We start from the raw sequence: 17,788 nt of genomic DNA on the forward strand, positions 1-17,788 counted from the left end.
AGAGGGCTGCCTCGACGCCGGGTCCCGGTTCGAGGCCCTGGAAGCTGCTGTTGTTCCAGCGCGGTCATCGAATGTGGTCCTTAAGAGAAATAGGACGCCGCCGGCGGGAGGGGCTCGCCGGCGGTGTCGTCCGGTCAGCCGACCTGCTGGGTCGCCTGCTGCTGAGCGCGGTCCAGTGCGGTCTTGAGGTCGACCGTGCCCTGGAGCGCCGCGATCACGTTCTGCACGACGATCTTCCGGATGTCCGGCGTCTGCGCCTCGAACCCCTGGACGATCTGCGGCAGGCTCGTCTCGGTGAGGTCGTCGAAGACGGTCAGGAACGGCGTCTCCTTGAGCTGCTCAGGGCTTCGCTTGGTGACCGTCGCCACGCTGCTGGCGCCGAGGATCTCCTGCAGCTTGACCTGGTTCTCCGGCTCAAGCGTCCACTTGATGAAGGTCGCCGCCGCCTCCTTGGCCGGGCTCGCCTCGTTGATCACGATGGGGGCGAGGATCGCGCCCTGCTTGCGGACCGGGAACGGGATGGGCGCGACGTTGAAGTTCAGGTCGGCGTTCTGGCCGCGGGTCGCCGTCACGTAGCCGCCGTTGTTGAGCTCCATGCCGACCTTGCCCTCGGCGAACATGCGGCGGAACGTCGCCGCGTCCGTGCCGCGCGGGATCACCTTGGCGTCGTACAGGTCCTTGAACGCCTGCAGGCCCTTGAGGTTCGCGGGCGAGTTGATCGTCAGCTTCTGGCCGTCCGACCACGCGCCGCCGAAGCCGTAGACGTAGTTGAAGATGTCCTGCCAGACACCGGCTTCCTCGGCCTCCGTCTGGCGGAACGCCAGGCCGTAGGTGTCGCCCTTGGTCAGCGACTTGGCCGTCTTGACGAACTCCTCGTAGGTCGTGGGCGGCTTCTTGATCAGGTCGGCGTTGTAGAACATCGCGTAGTTCGACGCCTCGAAGATGATCCCGTGACGCTGGCCGTCATGGACCATGAACTGGTCAGGCTGCTTGATCAGGTCGTACTTGCTGACGTCGATGAGGTCGTCGAGCGGTGCGATGAGGCCGGCATCCGCGGCGGACTCGAACTCCGGCATGTCGAAGCGGATCAAGTCGGGCCCTTTTCCGCTGCCCATCTGGGTCAGGACGGTCTGGCCGAAGGTCGGGTACGGCACCGCGGCCGGAGAGACCTGGATCTTGTTCTGGCTCTTGTTGAACTCCTCGAGCCATTTCGTGAGGAGCGGGCCTCTGCCGGGGTCGCCGAGGGTCGAGGCGGCGAACGTCAGCTTGGTCACGCCGCCTTCGGTGGATCCGCCGTCGGAGCCGCAGCCGGTCAACAGGGCGGCGGCCATACAGGTGACGCCGGCCGCCGCGACCATGCTCCGGCGAACGCGATGCAGCCTCATTTGCACTCCAGAGTGATGACTCGTAACTTCCTGTCGGAATTGCAACGATCGTAGCGACATGTGCAACGGTGTCAAGTAGCGATTGCGCAGGTCATGCGCTACATTGCAACATACGCAACGCAAAGGAGGCGTAGGTGGCGCAAACGATCAGGCGTGCGATCGATTTGATCCGCTTGACCGCGGAGCATCCACTGACCCTCTCCGAGGCCGCGGACGTGCTCGGCGTCCACAAATCCACGGCCCTCCGCATCCTCAAGACGCTGGAGGACGCCCGGTTCGTGCGTAAGACGGGCGCGGGGACGTACGTGTTCGGCAGCGGGCTCATCGAGCTGTCGGAGCTCGCGCTCGGCTCCATGGACCTACGTCAGTTCGCGTCCCCGCACCTGCGCGCGCTGCAGCGGCAGACGGGCCATACCGTGCACCTGGCACAGCTGACCGGCGACGAGATCATCTATGTCGACAAGGTGGACAGCCCCGCGTTCGACGCGGTGAAGCTGCCGTCACGGATCGGCCGCGCCGTCTCGATCCACGCGAGCGCCGTGGGCAAGGTGATCCTCGCCCACCTCTCCCAGGAGGAACGCGACCGCCTGCTCTCGCACGTCACCTTCGAGCGGTACACCAGCACCACCCTCGCCGATCGCGAATCCCTCGATGCCGAGCTCACCCGCGTCGCCGAACGCGGCTGGGCCGTCGACGACGGCGAGCACGACTCCTATGCCAGGTGCGTCGCCGTGCCGATCAGGGACTCGCGCGGACAGGTCATCGCGGCCGTCTCCGTGACCGCGATCGAGGTGATCGCCACTTTGGAGCAGCTCAAGGAGAAACTTCCGCTCCTGCTGGAGACCTCGGCGCTGATCTCTCAGGAACTCGGGTTCACCTCCCAGCCCTCGCCTACGCCGGCGAGCTGAGACGAGCCCTGCCGGACCCCGTCGGAGAGCCGCCAGGGCATGGTTCAGGCTGAGAAGTCCTCCAGGACATCGAACAGTTCGATCGCTGAGGGGGCCTGCATGCCGGGCGCGTCGACGTCGGAGTGAGCGGCCTTGAAGGAGTCGGACTTCATCCAGGCGCGGAAATCCTCGGCCGAGTCGAACTCCATGGTCGACACGTACGGGTCACCGGGCTTGGCCGGGCGCATCAGCAGGCTGCGCCGCAGTCCGGGCACCCCGGCGAGCGTCGCGCGCATGCCGGCGCTGAAGGTCTCCTCGAAAGAGGCGGCCTGTTCGGGAGTGACTTCGATGCGGTTGTGAACGACGTACATGGCGTTCCTCCGAGAACTGAGCCTGCCGGTGCCGCCATCTTACCGACGCTATGTCGGCAAGATGGTTCCGCCCCTGCGACGCACCTCCGGCGGTGTGCTCAGGGCGTCGTCTGGTCCGCGGCGCGGACGAACGGCTCCAGCAGACCCCGTGCGGACCCCCAGACGGTCTGCAGGTCAGTGCCGGACTCGATCAGCCGGGAGCCGGCGAAGACGATGGCGTTGATCATTTCCGCCGTCTCCGGCGCCGCGGGATCTCCGAGGAGGCGCAGCGTCTCCACGAGGGGCTCCAGGAGCTGCGCGTGCATGGCACGGCTCTGCTCGGCGATGGTGTCGCCCGGCACGACCTCGGCGAGGACGGTGGCCAGCGCGTGCTCGCCCTCGGTGATGAGCTCGAAATTGGTCAGCACGTAGGCGAGTACGCCGTCGGCAGGGGTGGCCGCGGCGTCCATCGCCGCGGCCACCCTGGCCGACCAGCGGGGGAAGACGTCTTCCACCACCGCGTTGAGCAGGTCTGCCGGCGACCGGAAGTATTGGTAGAGGCTGGGCCTGGCAAGCCCGGCGCGGGCCGCGACCCGGGTCAGCGTCGGGGGCCGGCCGGTCTCCGCGAGGATCTCCCTGGCCGCGTCGAGCAGCGCCCGGCGCTGGGCGGCCCGATGCTCGGCGACAGTAGGGGCTTGAATGCGCGGCACCTGCCCTCCTCCACCCATGGTCGGCCTACTCCGACAGTCTCCCATCCACCATCGACAGGACACGATCGCAGTGGTGCAGCACCTCGTGATCGTGGGTGACCATGACCGTCGCGACGGCGAACTCGTGCGCCTCATGCGCCAGCAGCGTCACGATATCGTCGCTGCGGGCACGGTCGAGCGCGGCGGTCGGCTCGTCCACCAGGAGCACGGCCGGGCGGGTGACCAGCGCGCGGGCGATCCCCACGCGCTGCCGCTCGCCGCCGGACAGCTGGTGGGGGCGGTGCCCGGCGCGGTGTCCCATGCCGACCCGGTCGAGCAGTTCTCGCGGGTCGTGACCGCCACCTGCGCGTTTGCCCGCTACATCGAGCGCGAAACGGAGCTGGTCGAGCGCGGTGAGGGCCGGGATGAGGTTGCCGGACTGGAAGACGAACCCGATCCGTTCGCGTCGGTGCCGCGCCTTCTCTCGCGGGCTCGCCCTGGTGATGTCGACGCCGTCGAGCAGGACCCTGCCGGTGTCGGGTGTGGTGAGCGCGCCGGCGACGGCGAGCAGGCTCGACTTGCCGGACCCCGACGGCCCCACGACGGCGACGAACTCGCCGGCCGCCACGTCGAGGTCGACGTCGTCGAGCGCGGTGACCGTGGCGTCGCCGTCGCCGAGGGACAGGGTGACGCCCTCCACCAGCAGACCGCCGCGCTCATGAGCGCCGGCCGGGCGGGCGTCAGGACGCCGGGACGTGGAACGAGTGGTCATCGTTGCCCTCCCAGGGCTACGAGCGGGTCGACTCGGACGATGCGGCCCACGGCCGCCGCGGCACCGGCGAGGCCGAGGCCGACGAGGAGCAGGGCGGCGAAGACGAGCGGGCCTGCTTCCAGGGCGAACGGCATGGGCGTGGTGGCGAGCATCGCGCCGCCGCCGACCCCTATCAGGAAGCCCACGGCGGTGGACACGGCCAGGATGACGGTCGCCTGGATCATCGTGTCCCGCATGAGGTAGCCGGTGGAGGCGCCCATGGCCCGTACGACGGCGAGCTCGTGCTTGCGCTGGATCGTCCACACGGTGAAGAACGTTCCGACGACGAGCGCGGAGATGGCGTACAGGAAGACCTGGATGAGCGTGAGCGTGGAGATCTCGGCGGTGTAGCCGGGCGAGGCTCCGAAGGACTCCTCGAGCGTCATGCTCGCGGTGCCCGCCGCCGCGTCGCCGCCGGTCAGGTCGATCTGGTCGCCGTCCCGTGCGCGCAGGGCGATGGCCGTGGCCTCTTCGTATGCTTCGGCACGCGGCTCGTCGCCCGCCCCGGCGCCGGCGTGCACCTGCTGCCAGGAGCGCAACGGCAGGTACGCCACGTCGACGTGCCCGAAGGTGCGCTGGTCGCCCGTGGTTCCGACGATCTTGAGCTGGGTGCCCAGGCGGTTGATGACGACGGTGTCGCCGATCGCCAGGCCCTCGTCCAGGACGGTCTGGCTGACCACGATCCCGTCGAGGTCGCCCAGCCCGGCGCCGGCGGAGACGGCGGGCTTGAGGAACGAACCGGGCTCGACGCCGAACAGGGCCAGGTCGATCGGCACCTGGGCGCCGGCTTCTGTCGTGGCCTTGGCGTTGACCAGCGTGATGCCGAACGGCGCGGCGTCGCCGACGTCGTCGCGGCTCTTCCAGGTCTCGGCCTGGCTCACGTTGACGGTGCTGCGGGAGAAGGCGGAGTCGGTCTGGGTGCCCTCGGCGAAGGCGAACGCGGTGACGGGCAACCGTTGGAGCCCGGAGACGCCGTCGTTGACGAGCCCGGAAGACAGGCCGGACAGCAGGACGACGAGGATGGCGATGAGGGCTACGACTCCGCCCATCAGGCCGAAACGTGCGCGGGCGAAAACCAGCTCGCGCCAGGCCAGGAACATGGCACTCCTTCACAGGAGGGGATTTCACGGAACCGGCGCCGCTATTTACCGACGCGTCGTCGGCAAGATACCAACATAGTGTCGGGAAGACGAAATTCGACGCGTCCGCCACGAGAGACGCTGCAATCACAGCATTGACTCGTCGTAAAGATCTGCCTACCGTGAGTGATGAACGCGGCAAAGCTCCTTCGAAGGGTGAAGCTCATGCTCAGACGAGTCGAATCCGACCGGTGGCAAGAATCACTCGATGTCAACCCTCTTTACAACGGGCTGGTGCCGGAAGGCGGCGTGCCGCGGTTCAAGATGCCGGCCGGCCCGATGAGTCCCACAGCGGCCCAGGCGCTCATCCGCGACGAACTCCTCCTCGACGGCAACGCCCGGCTCAACCTGGCCACCTTCTGCACGACCTGGATGGAGCCCCAGGCCCGCGAACTCATCGCGGAAACCCTCGACCGCAACCTCGTCGACCACGACCAGTACCCGCAGACGGCCGACATCGAGGCGCGCTGCGTCAACATGCTCGATCACCTGTGGGGCGACCCGAACGGCGCCAGCGTCGGCTGCTCCACGGGCGGCTCCAGCGAGGCGGCCATGCTCGGCGCGCTGGCGATGAAGTTCCAATGGCGCGAGCGGCGCAGGGCGGCCGGACTGCCCACCACCAACCCCAACCTCGTGATGGGCACCGCCGTCCACACCTGCTGGCCGAAGTTCTGCCAGTACTGGGACGTCGAGCCGCGCTGGATACCGATCGAGGAGCCGGCCTTCACCTTGAACCCGGCCCGGCTCGGCGAGTTCTGTGACGACAACACCATCGGCGTCATCGGCGTGCTCGGCTCCACGCAATGCGGCAAGTACGACCCGATCGAGCAGATGTCGGCCGAGCTGGACCGGCTGGAGGCCGAGCGCGGGCTGAGAATACCGCTGCACGTGGACGCGGCCGTGGGCGGCTTCATCACCCCGTTCCTGGAGCCCGACATGGTGTGGGACTTCCGGCTCCCCCGGGTGCAGTCGATCAACACATCGGGGCACAAGTTCGGCCTGGTCTACCCCGGCGTCGGCTGGATCGTCTGGCAGGAGCCGGACGCCCTGCCGCAGGACCTGGTGCTCTCCTGCGACCTGCTCGGCGGCAACATGGACACCTTCACGCTCAACTTCTCCCGCTCCGGCGCCCCGGTCGTCGCGCAGTACTACAACTTCCTGCGGCTCGGCTTCGAGGGCTACCAGGCCGTCCAGCAGACCTGCCGGGACGTGGCGACCTACCTCGGGCAGGAGATCGCGAAACTCCCCGAGCTCTCCCTCATCGCCGACGGCTCCGAACTCCCGGTGCTCGCCGTGCGGACCGCCCCCGGCTTCGACGGTTTCACCGTCTTCGACCTGGCCGCCCGGCTGAAGATGCACGGCTGGCAGGCCCCGACGTACTACCTGCCGCCTGACCTGGAGCACATAGCCGTCATCCGCTTCGTCATCCGCAACGGCTTCAGCCAGGACACCGCCGCCAAACTGCTGGCGAACCTCCGCACCGAGGTCGAGTACCTGCGCGGCAATCCGGTTCCGCGCCCCCGCCTCGGCGGCGACGAGGCGGCCGCCGAGCAGCCGGGTGTGCCGACGGGCGGGTGACGTCGATGAACGACTTCGCGGCGTCCATCACCTTCGACCAGCTCGGCGGTGACCCCTATCCGATCTTCGCCAGGCTGCGCCGCGAAGCGCCGGTCGTCCTGCTGCCGAAGCTCGACCTGTGGATGGTCACCCGATGGGATGACGTGCGCCAGGTCCTCAGTGCCTACGAGTCGTTCACCAGCGCCTTCCCCTCGCTGGCCACGCAGATCTTCGGGGAAGGGTCCGTGCTCAGGGCCGAGGGCGACGCCCACGCCGATCTGCGAGCCGCCGTCGACACGCGATTCGCCCACGAACGCGTCGAGCAGGTCGCGACACTCACCCGCGAGGCCGCACGGCCGTACGCCGGCGGGCTCAGCAGCCGGGACGAGCTGATGTCCGGCTACTTCGAACCCGCCGCGAGCACCGCCCTCGCCCGTTTCCTCGGCCTGCCGGACGTGGACACCGGCACGCTCATCCGCTGGGCCCGCCACCTCAGCGCCGGGATGAGCAACTTCATGGCGGATCCGGGCGTACACGAACGGGCGTTGGCCGCCGCCACCGAGATCCGCCAGACGATCGAGCCCTGCGCCAGGAAGGCCGCCGACCGGCCCGACGGCTCGGTCCTGTCACAGCTGCTCCACAGCGGCTGCCCGCCCGATACCGTCCGATCCGCCGAGAACGTCCTGCCCACCTTCATCGAGATCCTCTCGGCGTTCCTGGAACCGGCGGCCGGCGCCGGGCTCACGCTGCTCGCGCTGCTCCAGCACCCCGTTCAGATGCAGGCCGTACGCGACGACCCGCGCCTGATCCGCAAGGCCGTCCACGAAACGCTGCGCTGGCTGTCGCCGAACGGCGCGCTCACCCGCCGCACGACCAGAGACGTGCTCCTCGCGGGACAGATCATCCCCGCCGGAGCGACCGTCATGGCGGTCATCGCCTCGGCAGGCCGGGACGAGAGCGTCTTCACCGACCCCGACACCTTCGACATCAACCGGGACCCCTTCCCGCACCTGGGTCTCGGATACTCCCGCCACGCCTGCCTCGCCGCCCCGGTCGTCGGCGGCATCATCGCGGCCCTGCTGGAGGTGCTGCTCCAGCAACACCCCCGGCTCTCCCTGGACCCCGGACGGCCGCATGACCTGCACGGCTGGAAATTCCGCGTGCTGACGAACCTGCATGTCCGCATCGGCGATCCGGCCCCCGCCAGCTGAACGCAGAAGTGGCGGTCGCGACCTGCGACTTCTTCGCTCGTCGCGCTCCGTTCAGGTGACGAGGTCGGCGAGGCGGGCGATCTCGTCGAGGTCGTCTGTGGCGGGGACGAAGATGATCTCGTCGAGGCCGAGGTCGGTGTAGGCCGCGACGGACTCTTTGATCATTTTCGGGGTGGTGCAGAGCACCGCGTTGGTGGCGATGTCCTTGGGGGCCAGGCGGTAGAAGTCATGGATGTTCGCCCGTCCGGTCTCGGTGTCGCCCAGCGCGAAGTAGCAGAGCACGACGAGTTTCGGGGCGCCCTGGCGGCCCGCCTCCCGCCAGGCCCGTTTCGCCGCCTCGAAGCTGGGCGCCGTCATGGCGGGCGGCAGGGAGCCACCGATGTAGCCCTCGCCCCAGCGCACCATGCGGTCCAGCGCGCGAGCGGAGTATCCGCCGAACAGCATGGGGACCTGCCGGGTGCCCGATGGCACGGCCGGGTTCGGTCCGTTGCCGACCGGTGCGCCGCCCCAGATCTCGCGGTAGGTCGCCAGGTCGGCTTCCAATCGTGCGCCCCGACCGTGCAGGCCGTGTCCGGGGACGGTGAACTCGTCCGCGCGTGACCCGACGCCGACCCCGAGGGTGAGACGGCCGCCGGAGACGCCGTCGATGCCCGCGATCTCCTTGGCCAGCAGGGCGCCGGGCCAGGTCGGGGCCAGCAGAACCGCGCTGAGCAGGCCGATCGTGGTGGTCGCCCCCGCCGCGGCCGCGAGCGCGACGGTGTCGCTCACGCTCGGGTACGCGTAACGCCCGGTCGTGGCGAGGGTGGAGAAGCCGGCTTCCTCAGCCCGGGCCGCCCAGCGTGGAATGATCGAGGCGGTGACGTGGCGCACCTGGTTCGGAAGTCCGATGCCGATGTGCACAAAGATCCTTTCTGTGGTCAGGTCAGGGCTCGCCGGGACGGCTTCAGGCGCCGTCCTCGATCAGCGCTTTGAGCCGCGGCAGGGTCTGCTCGATGGCCTCGGCGTCCCGCCGGCCCCAGGCGGATCCCGCGACGCGCTCTCCCCATGGCGAGGTGGTGAAGTCGCAGGTCTCGGTGACCAGCGTGCCGCCCTCGACCTCCGCCAGCTCGTAGCGCCAGCGGTGCCGGCCCGGGTGCGCCCAGGCGATGCGGCGGTTCTCCTCGTACTCGACGACGGTGTTCGTCACCTCGTACGGCACGTCGTACAGCACCATCGAGACGCTGAACTCGGCGCCCAGGGTGAGGCGGGCGGGGCCGGTGATCGTGTCGGCGACCGTGCCTGACCCGTCGAAGTGGCCGTGCCGGCGCGGATCCGCGATCACGTCGAACACGGCCGCGGCGGGAGCGGCGATCAGGACGCTCCGCGAGATCATCATCTCCGGTACGAGCCTGTCGCCCTTGGCGACGATCCGCGCCTCCACCGCGCCGAGCCGCTCGACCTCGACCCGGACGGTGTCGCCCGGCGTCAGGTAGTCGCGCCGCCCGGCCAGCTCCAGGATGCAACCGGTGCCGACGGGACCGCTGGCGATGATGTCGCCGGCCCGCAGCGTGGTGTCCCGCGACGCGTGCGCCAGCAGCTCGCCGAACGACCAGTGGATCTCGTCCCAGGTGCCGCCTCCGTACGGCTCGCCGTTGACGTAGCCGTCCATCGTGAGCGTGTAGCCCTTGCCCGAGCGGTGGGGCTCCAGTTCGTCGGGCGTGACGAGGTACGGGCCGAGGCTGGTCGCGCTGTCCTTGCTCTTGGAGGGGCCGAAGACGAAGCCCATCTCCCGGGCGGAGAGGTCGCGCGCGCTCCAGTCGCAGTAGACGAGGTAGCCGGCGATGTGGCTCTCGGCCGTGGCCGGGTCCAGGTCGGAGCAGTCGTCGGCGATCACGGCGGCGACCTCGACCTCGTAGTCCCACGCCGTCGTCCCCGGCGGTACGGGCACGTCGTCGCGCGGGCCCCGGATCGCGGCCGGGTTCGAGAAGTGGAAGATGGGCTCCTCGTACCAGACCGGGCTGACCGTGCCGCCGGCGGCGCCCGCGACGTGCCGTTCGAAGGCGGCGAAATCGCGGACCGACGGCGGCACCGGGATCGGCGCCAGGATGTCCGCCCAGGCCAGGTCCACGATCTCGGCCGGGTTCGACGTCACCAGGGCGGCGGCGGCCTCCAGGCCCTCACCGGAGCGCAGCACGTCCAGCAAGGTCATGCCCGGGGTGTGGCCGAGGATCTTGCCTCCCTGCACCAGCCCGCACCGCTCCGACCCGTCGGACGACCGGTAGGTGACCCATCTCATGCGGCCACCTCGATCGCCCGGGCGAACGCGCGTACCTCGTCGACGAACAGGCCGGGCTGCTCGAACGCCGCGAAGTGGCCGCCGGCGGGAATGTCGTCGTTGAAGTAGCGCAGGTCGTGGTAGGCGCGTTCGGCCCAGATGCGCGGGGTGCGGGTCAGCTCGTCGGGGAAGACGCTCACGCCCACCGGCAGGTCGAGCTCGGTCAGCCCGAGCGGCTCCTGGGCGTACTCCCAGTACAGGCGGGCGGACGAGGCGGCGGTGCCGGTCAGCCAGTACAGGGAGATGTGGTCGAGCATCTCGTCCAGGGTGAAGGCTCCGGGGGCGGCCCAGTCGAGGAACTTCTCGTAGATCCAGGCGGCCTGACCGGCCGGGGAATCGGTCAGGGCGTAGCCGATGGTTTGCGGCCGGGTGCGCTGCAGCAGGTGGTAGCCGGAGTGGACGTGCGCGAACACCTCGCCCTGAGCCAGGGCCGCGGCCTCTTCCGGGGTCGGCTCGTCGCCGACCGGCGGCAGGGCGAGGAACTCGGGGAAGTTGAGGTGGACGGCGCGCAGGCCGTCAGGGCGCTGCCTGCCCATGCGGGTGGCCACCACGCCGCCCCAGTCGCCGCCCTGCGCCAGGTAGGAGTCGTAGCCCAGGCGCCGCATCAGCACCGCGTACGCGGCGGCGATCCGGTCCGGCGTCCAGCCCTCGGCGCTGGGGATGTCCGAGAACCCGTAGCCGGGCATGGACGGGATGACGACGTGGAAGGCGTCCCGCGCGTCCCCGCCGTGCGCGACCGGATCGGTGAGCGGGCCGATCACCTTCAGGAACTCCAGGAACGATCCAGGCCAGCCGTGCAGCAGCAACAGGGGTGTCGCGTTGCGGTGCGGTGAGCGGACGTGCGTGAAGTGGATGCCGAGGCCGTCGATCGTCGTGCGGAACTGGCCGAGGTCGTTGAGGTGCCGCTCGATCTTGCGCCAGTCGTAGCCGGTGGCCCAGTGGTGCAGGAGCTCCCGCAGCCGGCCGACCTGCACGCCCTGGCCGGCGTCCGGCACGGTCTCGGGGTCGGGCAGGCGTACCCGGGCCAGCCGGTCTCTCAAATCGGCCAGCGCGCTGTCCGGGATGTCAATGTGCAACGGCTGGACGTCGTCCTGGCGAGCCGTGTCTGATTGCATGATCTTGGGTTTCTCCGTGAACGGGTGTCATCGCCCGGCCGGAGAGTTCCGGCCGCGCGGCAAGCCGGCCGGCGATGCCCGCCGGGCCCGGCTTTCACGGATCAACCATGCGTTCACGGCCACCCGCCCGTCCAATGAAACTGTCGGAACAGGTAATACGCCTCACGTATCACCGCAGGTTGTAGGCGGTTCCTGATGCTGTCCAAGGCGCGCTGTCGATCCGTGGCCCGAAAGCATCCGCACTTCTCCCCTCTTCGGCTGCTGTCAGGGGGCGGTGTCGCGGGGGGCGTCCATGTGGGTGAAGAGGTTGATGCCGCCGTCGACGTTGATCACCTCGCCGGTGACGAAGGGGATCTTGGTCAGGGCCAGGATCATGGCTGCGATGTCGGAGGGTTGGCCGAGGCGGCCCAGTGGGGTCATCGCCGCGGTGCGGGACGCCCGTTGAGCGAGGCCGGCCGAGGTGAGGCGGGTTTGGAGGGGCCCGGGGGCGATGGCGTTCACGCGGACGTCCGGGCCTACGGCCTTGGCCAGCAGTCTCGTCAGGTGGTCGAGGGCGGCCTTGCTGACGGCGTAGGGGATCGAGCTGCCGAGGGGGCGCGAGCCGCCCACCGAGGTGATGTTGATGATCTGGCTGCCGGGTTCCATCACCTTCACGGCGGCGACGGAGACCTGCCACGTCCCGACGACGTTGACGCCGAGGATCCGGTGCCAGTCGTCGGCGGTGATCGCCTCCAGGTCGGCGTGCGGGACGGGGCGCGCGACGCCGGCGTTGTTCACCAGCAGGTCGAGCCGGCCGTGCCGCTGCACGGCCGTCTCCACCAGGCGTACGGCGTCGGCGGGATCGGCGACGTCGGCCTGGACGTAGCTCGCTCCGGGGAACTCGGCCGCGAGGCGCTCACCGGCGTCGACCGAGGTGGCCGAGTTCACCACGACGGTGAAGCCGTCGGCCGCGAGCCCGCGGGCGATCCCTTCGCCGATCCCGGAGCTCGAACCTGTCACGATGGCGACGCGCGGTGCGCTCATCGGGCGACTCCCTCTGCGAGTTTCATCGCGTTCACGATCGCCCGGCTGCCGGCGGCGAGGATCGAGGTGTCGTTGCTGACCACCACGTAGTCGTAGCCCCTGGCCAGGGCGGCCCTGGCCTGGTCGCTCGTGGCGGACGCGGTGCCGATGGGGATGCCTGCCGCGGCGGCGGCCTCCAGCGCGGAGGTGACGAGCCGGTCCACCTCGTCGCCGCCCGCCGCGACGCCCATCGACATCGACAGGTCGGCCGTCCCGACCAGCGCGGCACCGACGCCGTCGAGGGCCAGGATCTCCCCGGCGTTCTTCATCGCCGCCTCGCTTTCGAGCTGGACGACGCACAGAACCGGCGCGCTGAGGTAGTCCGCGCGGGGCAGCAGCCCCCAGCGGCCCGCTCGGCTGGTGCCGCCTGACCCGCGGTCGCCGCGCGGCGGGAAGCGGGTGGCCCGTACGACCGCCCGGGCCTGCTCCACCGTGTCGACGTGCGGCACGAGCACACCGGCCGCGCCAGCGTCGAGGACCCGCTGGATCACGCTGAGTCCGTGGTCGGGCACCCTGACGAGCGGGTCCACCCCGAGGGCTCGGGCCGTCGCGATGTGGGTGGAGGCGGCGCCCAGGTCGAGTGTCGTGTGCTCGAGGTCGATGACCACGAAGTCGAAGCCCGCGTACGCCATGATCTCGACGCTCTCGGGGCTGGCGAGCTTGATCCAGGTCCCGAGCGTGCCGCCGTTGATTCCGTCGCGCATCCGTGTCATCGGCTCAGACCTCGCCGGCGGTCTGGTTGGGGGTGGAGGTCCAGAAGACCAGCCACTTGCCGAGCTGTACGACGACCGCGTGCAGGGCGATGCCGACGGCCGACAGCACGACGATCACCGCGAAGGTCCTGGCCACGTCCAGGGTGAAGTTGGTCGCCTGGATCAGGTAGCCCAGACCTTCCGAGCTGCCCACGAACTCCGCGACCACGGCGCCGGTCACGGACAGGATGACGGCGACCTCCAGTCCCGCGAAGATGTGCGGCAGCGCCGAGGGGATCTGCAGGTGCCGCATGACCTGCATGCGGGACGCCCCGAAGGACCTGAGCATCTCGACCTGCTCGTAGGCGGCGGACCGGAATCCCAGGATCGCGTTGATGAGGAGGGGGAAGAACGCGATGAGGGCCACGGTCAGCACCTTCGAGCTGATCCCGATGCCGAACCAGACGATCAGCAGCGGCGCCATGGCGACCTTGGGGATGGTCTGGGTCAGGATGAGCAGCGGGAAGAGCACCCGTTCCACCGTCCTGAACTGGGTGATGAGCACGGCGGAGACCAGCGCGGAGCCGACCGCGATGCCGAACCCGATCAGGATCTCCTTGAGGGTGACGAGCGAGTGGGTGACCAGGCTGCCGTCCTGGAAGCCTTCGACCAGGGAGGCGGCGACGGCCGTGGGTGCGGGGACGAGGATGTCGGAGACGTCGAGGATCTCCACGACGGCCTGCCAGACCACCAGCAGCCCGATGAACACCAGCACGCTGTAGGTGATCTCCGGCAGTCGGCGGCGCCGGGCGCGGACCGGGGCGTCCGGGCTCGTGGGCGCCTCCACCGGCCCGGTCTCGCCGTCCGGGACGGCGAGCGCCTCTCGGCCGGCTGCGTGGCGCTTGGTGTTGGTGGACATCAGTGCTCCTAGTGGGCGCTGTGCTCGGAGTCGAGCAGCTTGCGGATCTTCAGGACGATCTCTCCGAACTCGGGCGTGTTGATGTTCTCGAGCCGCCGTGGCCGAGGCAGCGCGACCTCGACGACGTCCGCCAACCGGCCGGGCCGCGGTGTCATGACCACGACGCGGTCGGCGAGGAGCACCGCCTCGGGGATGCTGTGCGTCACGAACAGCACGGTCTTGCGGTCCTGGTCCCAGATCTTCAGCAGGTCCAGTCCCATCTGGTCGCGGGTCATCGCGTCGAGGGCGCCGAACGGCTCGTCCATGAGCAGGATGCGCGGGTCGTGCATGAGGGCGCGGCCGATCCCGACCCGCTGCTGCATCCCGCCGGACAGCTCGTTGGGGTACCGGTCGCCGAACTCCTCCAGGCCGAGCATCACCAGCAGCTCGTCGGCCTTCGCGTGGGTGCCGGCGTCCCGGCGCTGGTGCAGGTCAGGCGAGGTCAGCAGGTTCTTCCGCACGGTACGCCAGGGCAGCAGCAGCGGCTGCTGGAAGACCATCCCGAGCTGGTTGCGGTGGGTGTCGTCCGACGGCCCGAAGGTGACCTGTCCCGAGGTCTGGCGGGACAGCCCCATGATGATCCGCAGCAGCGTGCTCTTGCCGCAGCCGCTGGGGCCGACGATGGAGATGAACTCACCGGCGCGGACGCTGAGGGAGACGTCGTCGAGAGCCTGGACGGTCCCGCCGGACTTCGTCGGGTAGAGCATGGACACCGAGTCCAGGCGGATCACGTGGTCGGTGTCGGTACTGGTCGGCATGTCTGTCATTCCTCACCTGGTTCGAGCGCAGGCTGCCCGCGCCTCGGTCGTCGTGCCGGCAGCGATCAGCCGGCCCCCTCGGGCCACGTGCCGCCCATCTCCTTGGTCAGTCGCTTGCAGACGGCCTTCAACGCCGTGGCCTCCCGGGAGTCCAGCGCCGCCGGCAGCATCCGCTCGGTGCCGACGGCCGCGATCGTGGCGCAGATCCCGGTCGCCGCGAACACCGGCGCCGCGACGACGCAGATGCCGCGGTGGTTGACGTGGCTGCTCATGCCGGCCCGCCGGATCTCCTCTATGCGCCGGCGCGTCTCGGTGCGCTGGGGCTCGGGGAGGCTGCCGGTGAGCCGGTCGGCGTTGAACTGGTCGGGGAGGTAGGCCAGGAAGACCTTGGCCTGCGAGGAGTCCAGCGCGAGCTGCGAGCCCACGCGCACCGTCACGAGGGTGGGGTGCTCGGCCTCCTCCACCAGCGAGACCACCGGCCCTGAGGTGCCCCACAGCGACAGCACGGTGCTGACCTTGATCTCGCGGACGAGCTCGCGCATGTGGGCCGGCGCCATCTGCATGATGCGCTGGCGGCCCAGCGCGAAGCTGCCGAGCTGCAGGATCGACCGCCCTGGACGGACGAGTGCGGACTCCTCCACGCGCTCCAGCAGGCCGCAACCGATCATCGAGCTGAAGTAGCGGTGCACCGTGGTCCGGTTGAGGCCGAGCCGGCGGGTGGCCTCCGCGACGGAGAGCTCAGGTGTCTCAGGGCCGAACAGTCCGAGGATCTGCGCGGTCCGGCTCACCGCCTGGATGTCCTGCTCGCGGGCAGTCACCTGTCTGTCGTCCTGGCGCTCCGTCATCGGCCCCCACCCCGTTGCGTTGATGTCCGTAGAGAGTTCTCGTAGTTCGCAGTACGGACAGAGGTTATGCACGCCCTCGCGATTGCTGCAAGGTTTTCCAGGTGTTTCGGGTAAGTGTTTCGGTACGCACCCTATTGACAGACCGGATAGCGAACTTTCAGTCTGTGATGCGAACGGTGATGTGAACTTCCGCCGACCCCCGGAGACTTCATGACTGACTCCCCCGCCATCATCAAGCTGCTCGACGGCTGCGTTGACCTGCACTGTCATTCCGGCCCCAACCCGTTCCCCCGACGGATCGACCACGCCGAGGCCGGTAAGGACGGCGAGCGGCTCGGCATGCGCGGCGTGCTGGTGAAGTCCCACCACCACAACACGGTCATGGACCTGCTCGCGATGAGCGACCGGCTGTCCACGATCAAGACCCCGGTCTTCGGCGGCATCACCCTGAACAGCATGATCGGCGGCATCAACCCCCAGGCGGTGGCCATGTGCCTGCGCATGGGGGGCAAGGCCGTGTGGTTCCCGACGTTCTCGGCCGGCCGGCACATCGAATGCCATCCGGAGGGCGTCGGCTTCCCCACGGCCAGCGTCGAGGTGCCGTCGTCCAGGGTCGACATCCACCAGGAGAACGGCGAGCTCATCCCCGAGGTCTACGAGGTGCTCGACCTGGTCAAGGAGACCGGCGCGATGGTGACCGGCGGGCACATGGAGACCGAGTCGATCACCCAGCTGTTCGCCGCGGCCAAGGACAAGGGCGTCACCAGGATGCTGCTCAACCATCCCGACTACGTCATCGGCGCGGACGAGGCGAAGTGCCGCGAGCTGGTCGGCTACGGGGCGTTCGTCGAGCACGAGACCGGCTTCTACGACCCCGAGGGGACCAAGAAGTGGGACCCGAGGCTCCTCCTCGACTGGATCGAGAAGATCGGCCCCGAGCACACCGTGATGGCCTCCGACCTCGGCCAGAAGGACCGGCCGCTGCCGGTGGACTCCTACATCCGTGTCGCGACCGCGCTGCTGGACCTCGGCCTGGACGAGAGGTCGCTGCGGCAGATCTTCTGCGACAACCCGGCCTTCCTGCTCGGCCTGGACGACTGAGCGACCACACCCCCTACGACAGATGAGGCAGACGATGACCACCTTGGCCACCCCACCCGACGTGGAGTTCTCAGACCTCGGCACGGGCGATCCCGACGAGACGACCCCTGCCGGATCGTCGACGTGGTACTTCCGCGGGCACAACTTCGTCCTCGCCTACACGACGCTGGTCGCCGGCGACGTGCTGGATCGCGATGACCAGCCGGACGAGTACGTCGCGATCCTCCCCTACGAGGAGTGCAGCGTCGTCATCCGTGCGTCGCGGGAGTCCGAGTCGGTCTCGGGCAAGGCCGTGGTGATGGTCCCGCCCGGCAGCAGTGCGATCGTCGGCGTCGACGACTGCACCGTCGTACGGCTGTTCAGCTCCCGGTCCGCCGACCTGCTGGACAAGGCGCGCAACCGGGACGCGTACGCCGATCCGCACCCGAACACCAAGCCGTTCGAGCCGTGGCCCGACCCGCCCGAGGGTTACCGCATCCGGGCCTACCGGCTGGCCGACCTTCAGGTGACGCAGGACGCCATCCGCCCGGGCCAGATCGTGCGGTGCAGCACCTTCATGATCAACTTCCTGGCACCCAGGATCGGCCCGCGCGATCCGGACACCCTCTCGCCGCACGACCACGACGACTTCGAGCAGTGCTCGCTCGCCGTGGAGGGAGAGTACGTCCACCACCTGCGGACCCCGTGGTCCAGGCGGCGCAGCGAGTGGCGCGAGGACCGGCACCTGAAGTGCGGCAGCCCTTCCGTGGCCGTGATCCCACCGCCCATGATCCACACCAGCGAGGCCGTCGGCCCGGGGACCAACCAGCTGATCGACATCTTCTGCCCGCCGCGTCTGGACTTCTCCCTGACGCCGGGCCGCGTGCTCAACGAAGACACCTACCCCCTCCCCAACCAGTAAGAGGCAGGTTCCA

At 69.3% G+C, this 17,788-nt stretch carries 18 protein-coding genes; 5 read left to right on the top strand and 13 right to left on the bottom strand.

Going from position 1 to position 17,788, the window contains the following annotated elements; translation table 11 throughout:
* Positions 1-134: 134 nt before the first annotated feature.
* Positions 135-1,385 carry an ABC transporter substrate-binding protein gene (locus ACFFR3_RS32375; RefSeq protein WP_364367068.1) on the bottom strand — a complete coding sequence of 417 codons (1,251 nt, stop codon included), beginning with the start codon at positions 1,383-1,385 and terminating at the stop codon, positions 135-137.
* Positions 1,386-1,519: 134 nt separating this feature from the next.
* Between ACFFR3_RS32375 and ACFFR3_RS32380 the strand changes: the two genes are divergently transcribed.
* Entirely contained in the window at positions 1,520-2,293 is a 774-nt protein-coding gene (locus tag ACFFR3_RS32380; RefSeq protein ID WP_345391646.1) for an IclR family transcriptional regulator, read from the top strand.
* Positions 2,294-2,337: 44 nt separating this feature from the next.
* On the opposite strand, the gene ACFFR3_RS32385 is transcribed toward ACFFR3_RS32380, so the two are convergent.
* The 4 genes from ACFFR3_RS32385 to ACFFR3_RS32400 all read right to left on the bottom strand — a co-directional run bounded on the left by ACFFR3_RS32385 (position 2,338) and on the right by ACFFR3_RS32400 (position 5,222).
* Positions 2,338-2,643, bottom strand: coding sequence for an antibiotic biosynthesis monooxygenase family protein (locus ACFFR3_RS32385; protein ID WP_345391649.1), 306 nt, complete (start codon positions 2,641-2,643; stop codon positions 2,338-2,340).
* Positions 2,644-2,741: 98 nt separating this feature from the next.
* A complete protein-coding gene (locus tag ACFFR3_RS32390) occupies positions 2,742-3,332 on the bottom strand; it encodes a TetR/AcrR family transcriptional regulator (protein ID WP_345391652.1) in 591 nt (196 codons plus the stop codon).
* Between the two features lie 25 nt (positions 3,333-3,357).
* Positions 3,358-4,083: an ABC transporter ATP-binding protein gene (locus ACFFR3_RS32395; RefSeq protein WP_345391655.1), complete on the bottom strand. Its 726-nt coding sequence runs from the start codon at positions 4,081-4,083 to the stop codon at positions 3,358-3,360.
* Positions 4,080-5,222: an ABC transporter permease gene (locus ACFFR3_RS32400; RefSeq protein ID WP_345391658.1), complete on the bottom strand. Its 1,143-nt coding sequence runs from the start codon at positions 5,220-5,222 to the stop codon at positions 4,080-4,082. The genes ACFFR3_RS32395 and ACFFR3_RS32400 overlap by 4 nt, the downstream gene beginning before the upstream one ends.
* A gap of 204 nt (positions 5,223-5,426) precedes the next feature.
* Here ACFFR3_RS32400 and gad point away from each other — a divergent pair, with 204 nt between their 5' ends.
* Both gad and ACFFR3_RS32410 read left to right on the top strand, forming a co-directional pair.
* Complete coding sequence (gad, locus tag ACFFR3_RS32405) at positions 5,427-6,839, top strand: glutamate decarboxylase (protein WP_345391661.1); 1,413 nt, start codon at positions 5,427-5,429, stop codon at positions 6,837-6,839.
* 5 nt (positions 6,840-6,844) lie between these two features.
* Positions 6,845-8,029, top strand: coding sequence for a cytochrome P450 (locus ACFFR3_RS32410; protein ID WP_379484376.1), 1,185 nt, complete (start codon positions 6,845-6,847; stop codon positions 8,027-8,029).
* Between the two features lie 51 nt (positions 8,030-8,080).
* On the opposite strand, the gene ACFFR3_RS32415 is transcribed toward ACFFR3_RS32410, so the two are convergent.
* The 8 genes from ACFFR3_RS32415 to ACFFR3_RS32450 all read right to left on the bottom strand — a co-directional run bounded on the left by ACFFR3_RS32415 (position 8,081) and on the right by ACFFR3_RS32450 (position 15,773).
* Positions 8,081-8,929 (bottom strand): LLM class flavin-dependent oxidoreductase, encoded by an 849-nt coding sequence (locus tag ACFFR3_RS32415; protein ID WP_379484377.1) that lies wholly within the window; start codon positions 8,927-8,929, stop codon positions 8,081-8,083.
* 43 nt (positions 8,930-8,972) lie between these two features.
* Positions 8,973-10,304 carry a fumarylacetoacetate hydrolase family protein gene (locus tag ACFFR3_RS32420; RefSeq protein WP_345391670.1) on the bottom strand — a complete coding sequence of 444 codons (1,332 nt, stop codon included), beginning with the start codon at positions 10,302-10,304 and terminating at the stop codon, positions 8,973-8,975.
* Positions 10,301-11,458, bottom strand: a complete 1,158-nt coding sequence (locus ACFFR3_RS32425) for an epoxide hydrolase family protein (RefSeq protein WP_345391673.1) — start codon at positions 11,456-11,458, stop codon at positions 10,301-10,303. The genes ACFFR3_RS32420 and ACFFR3_RS32425 overlap by 4 nt, the downstream gene beginning before the upstream one ends.
* A gap of 264 nt (positions 11,459-11,722) precedes the next feature.
* Entirely contained in the window at positions 11,723-12,481 is a 759-nt protein-coding gene (locus tag ACFFR3_RS32430) for an SDR family NAD(P)-dependent oxidoreductase (protein ID WP_364367093.1), read from the bottom strand.
* On the bottom strand, positions 12,478-13,233 hold the full coding sequence (locus tag ACFFR3_RS32435) for an HpcH/HpaI aldolase family protein (RefSeq protein ID WP_379484378.1): 756 nt from the start codon (positions 13,231-13,233) through the stop codon (positions 12,478-12,480). Before ACFFR3_RS32435 ends, ACFFR3_RS32430 begins: the two co-directional genes overlap by 4 nt.
* A gap of 4 nt (positions 13,234-13,237) precedes the next feature.
* Entirely contained in the window at positions 13,238-14,131 is an 894-nt protein-coding gene (locus ACFFR3_RS32440; protein ID WP_345391685.1) for an ABC transporter permease, read from the bottom strand.
* An 8-nt stretch (positions 14,132-14,139) separates the two neighbouring features.
* Positions 14,140-14,928 (bottom strand): ABC transporter ATP-binding protein, encoded by a 789-nt coding sequence (locus ACFFR3_RS32445; protein WP_345391688.1) that lies wholly within the window; start codon positions 14,926-14,928, stop codon positions 14,140-14,142.
* A gap of 65 nt (positions 14,929-14,993) precedes the next feature.
* Positions 14,994-15,773 carry an IclR family transcriptional regulator gene (locus tag ACFFR3_RS32450; protein ID WP_345391691.1) on the bottom strand — a complete coding sequence of 260 codons (780 nt, stop codon included), beginning with the start codon at positions 15,771-15,773 and terminating at the stop codon, positions 14,994-14,996.
* A gap of 210 nt (positions 15,774-15,983) precedes the next feature.
* Between ACFFR3_RS32450 and ACFFR3_RS32455 the strand changes: the two genes are divergently transcribed.
* Complete coding sequence (locus ACFFR3_RS32455) at positions 15,984-16,874, top strand: DUF6282 family protein (RefSeq protein WP_379484379.1); 891 nt, start codon at positions 15,984-15,986, stop codon at positions 16,872-16,874.
* Between the two features lie 34 nt (positions 16,875-16,908).
* On the top strand, positions 16,909-17,775 hold the full coding sequence (locus ACFFR3_RS32460) for a cupin domain-containing protein (RefSeq protein WP_345391697.1): 867 nt from the start codon (positions 16,909-16,911) through the stop codon (positions 17,773-17,775).
* The last annotated feature ends 13 nt before the right edge of the window (positions 17,776-17,788 follow it).

The sequence above is a fragment of the Nonomuraea salmonea genome (assembly GCF_042428605.1).
Lineage (GTDB): Bacteria > Actinomycetota > Actinomycetes > Streptosporangiales > Streptosporangiaceae > Nonomuraea > Nonomuraea salmonea.

Coding starts and splice junctions, on each gene's coding strand:
- ACFFR3_RS32375 (WP_364367068.1), bottom strand. CDS start 1,385: ATGAGGCTGCATCGCGTTCGCCGGAGCATGGTCGCGGCGGCCGGCGTC.
- ACFFR3_RS32385 (WP_345391649.1), bottom strand. CDS start 2,643: ATGTACGTCGTTCACAACCGCATCGAAGTCACTCCCGAACAGGCCGCC.
- ACFFR3_RS32395 (WP_345391655.1), bottom strand. CDS start 4,083: ATGACCACTCGTTCCACGTCCCGGCGTCCTGACGCCCGCCCGGCCGGC.
- ACFFR3_RS32400 (WP_345391658.1), bottom strand. CDS start 5,222: ATGTTCCTGGCCTGGCGCGAGCTGGTTTTCGCCCGCGCACGTTTCGGC.
- gad (WP_345391661.1), top strand. CDS start 5,427: ATGCTCAGACGAGTCGAATCCGACCGGTGGCAAGAATCACTCGATGTC.
- ACFFR3_RS32410 (WP_379484376.1), top strand. CDS start 6,845: ATGAACGACTTCGCGGCGTCCATCACCTTCGACCAGCTCGGCGGTGAC.
- ACFFR3_RS32420 (WP_345391670.1), bottom strand. CDS start 10,304: ATGAGATGGGTCACCTACCGGTCGTCCGACGGGTCGGAGCGGTGCGGG.
- ACFFR3_RS32425 (WP_345391673.1), bottom strand. CDS start 11,458: ATGCAATCAGACACGGCTCGCCAGGACGACGTCCAGCCGTTGCACATT.
- ACFFR3_RS32430 (WP_364367093.1), bottom strand. CDS start 12,481: ATGAGCGCACCGCGCGTCGCCATCGTGACAGGTTCGAGCTCCGGGATC.
- ACFFR3_RS32435 (WP_379484378.1), bottom strand. CDS start 13,233: ATGACACGGATGCGCGACGGAATCAACGGCGGCACGCTCGGGACCTGG.
- ACFFR3_RS32440 (WP_345391685.1), bottom strand. CDS start 14,131: ATGTCCACCAACACCAAGCGCCACGCAGCCGGCCGAGAGGCGCTCGCC.
- ACFFR3_RS32445 (WP_345391688.1), bottom strand. CDS start 14,928: ATGCCGACCAGTACCGACACCGACCACGTGATCCGCCTGGACTCGGTG.
- ACFFR3_RS32450 (WP_345391691.1), bottom strand. CDS start 15,773: ATGACGGAGCGCCAGGACGACAGACAGGTGACTGCCCGCGAGCAGGAC.
- ACFFR3_RS32455 (WP_379484379.1), top strand. CDS start 15,984: ATGACTGACTCCCCCGCCATCATCAAGCTGCTCGACGGCTGCGTTGAC.
- ACFFR3_RS32460 (WP_345391697.1), top strand. CDS start 16,909: ATGACCACCTTGGCCACCCCACCCGACGTGGAGTTCTCAGACCTCGGC.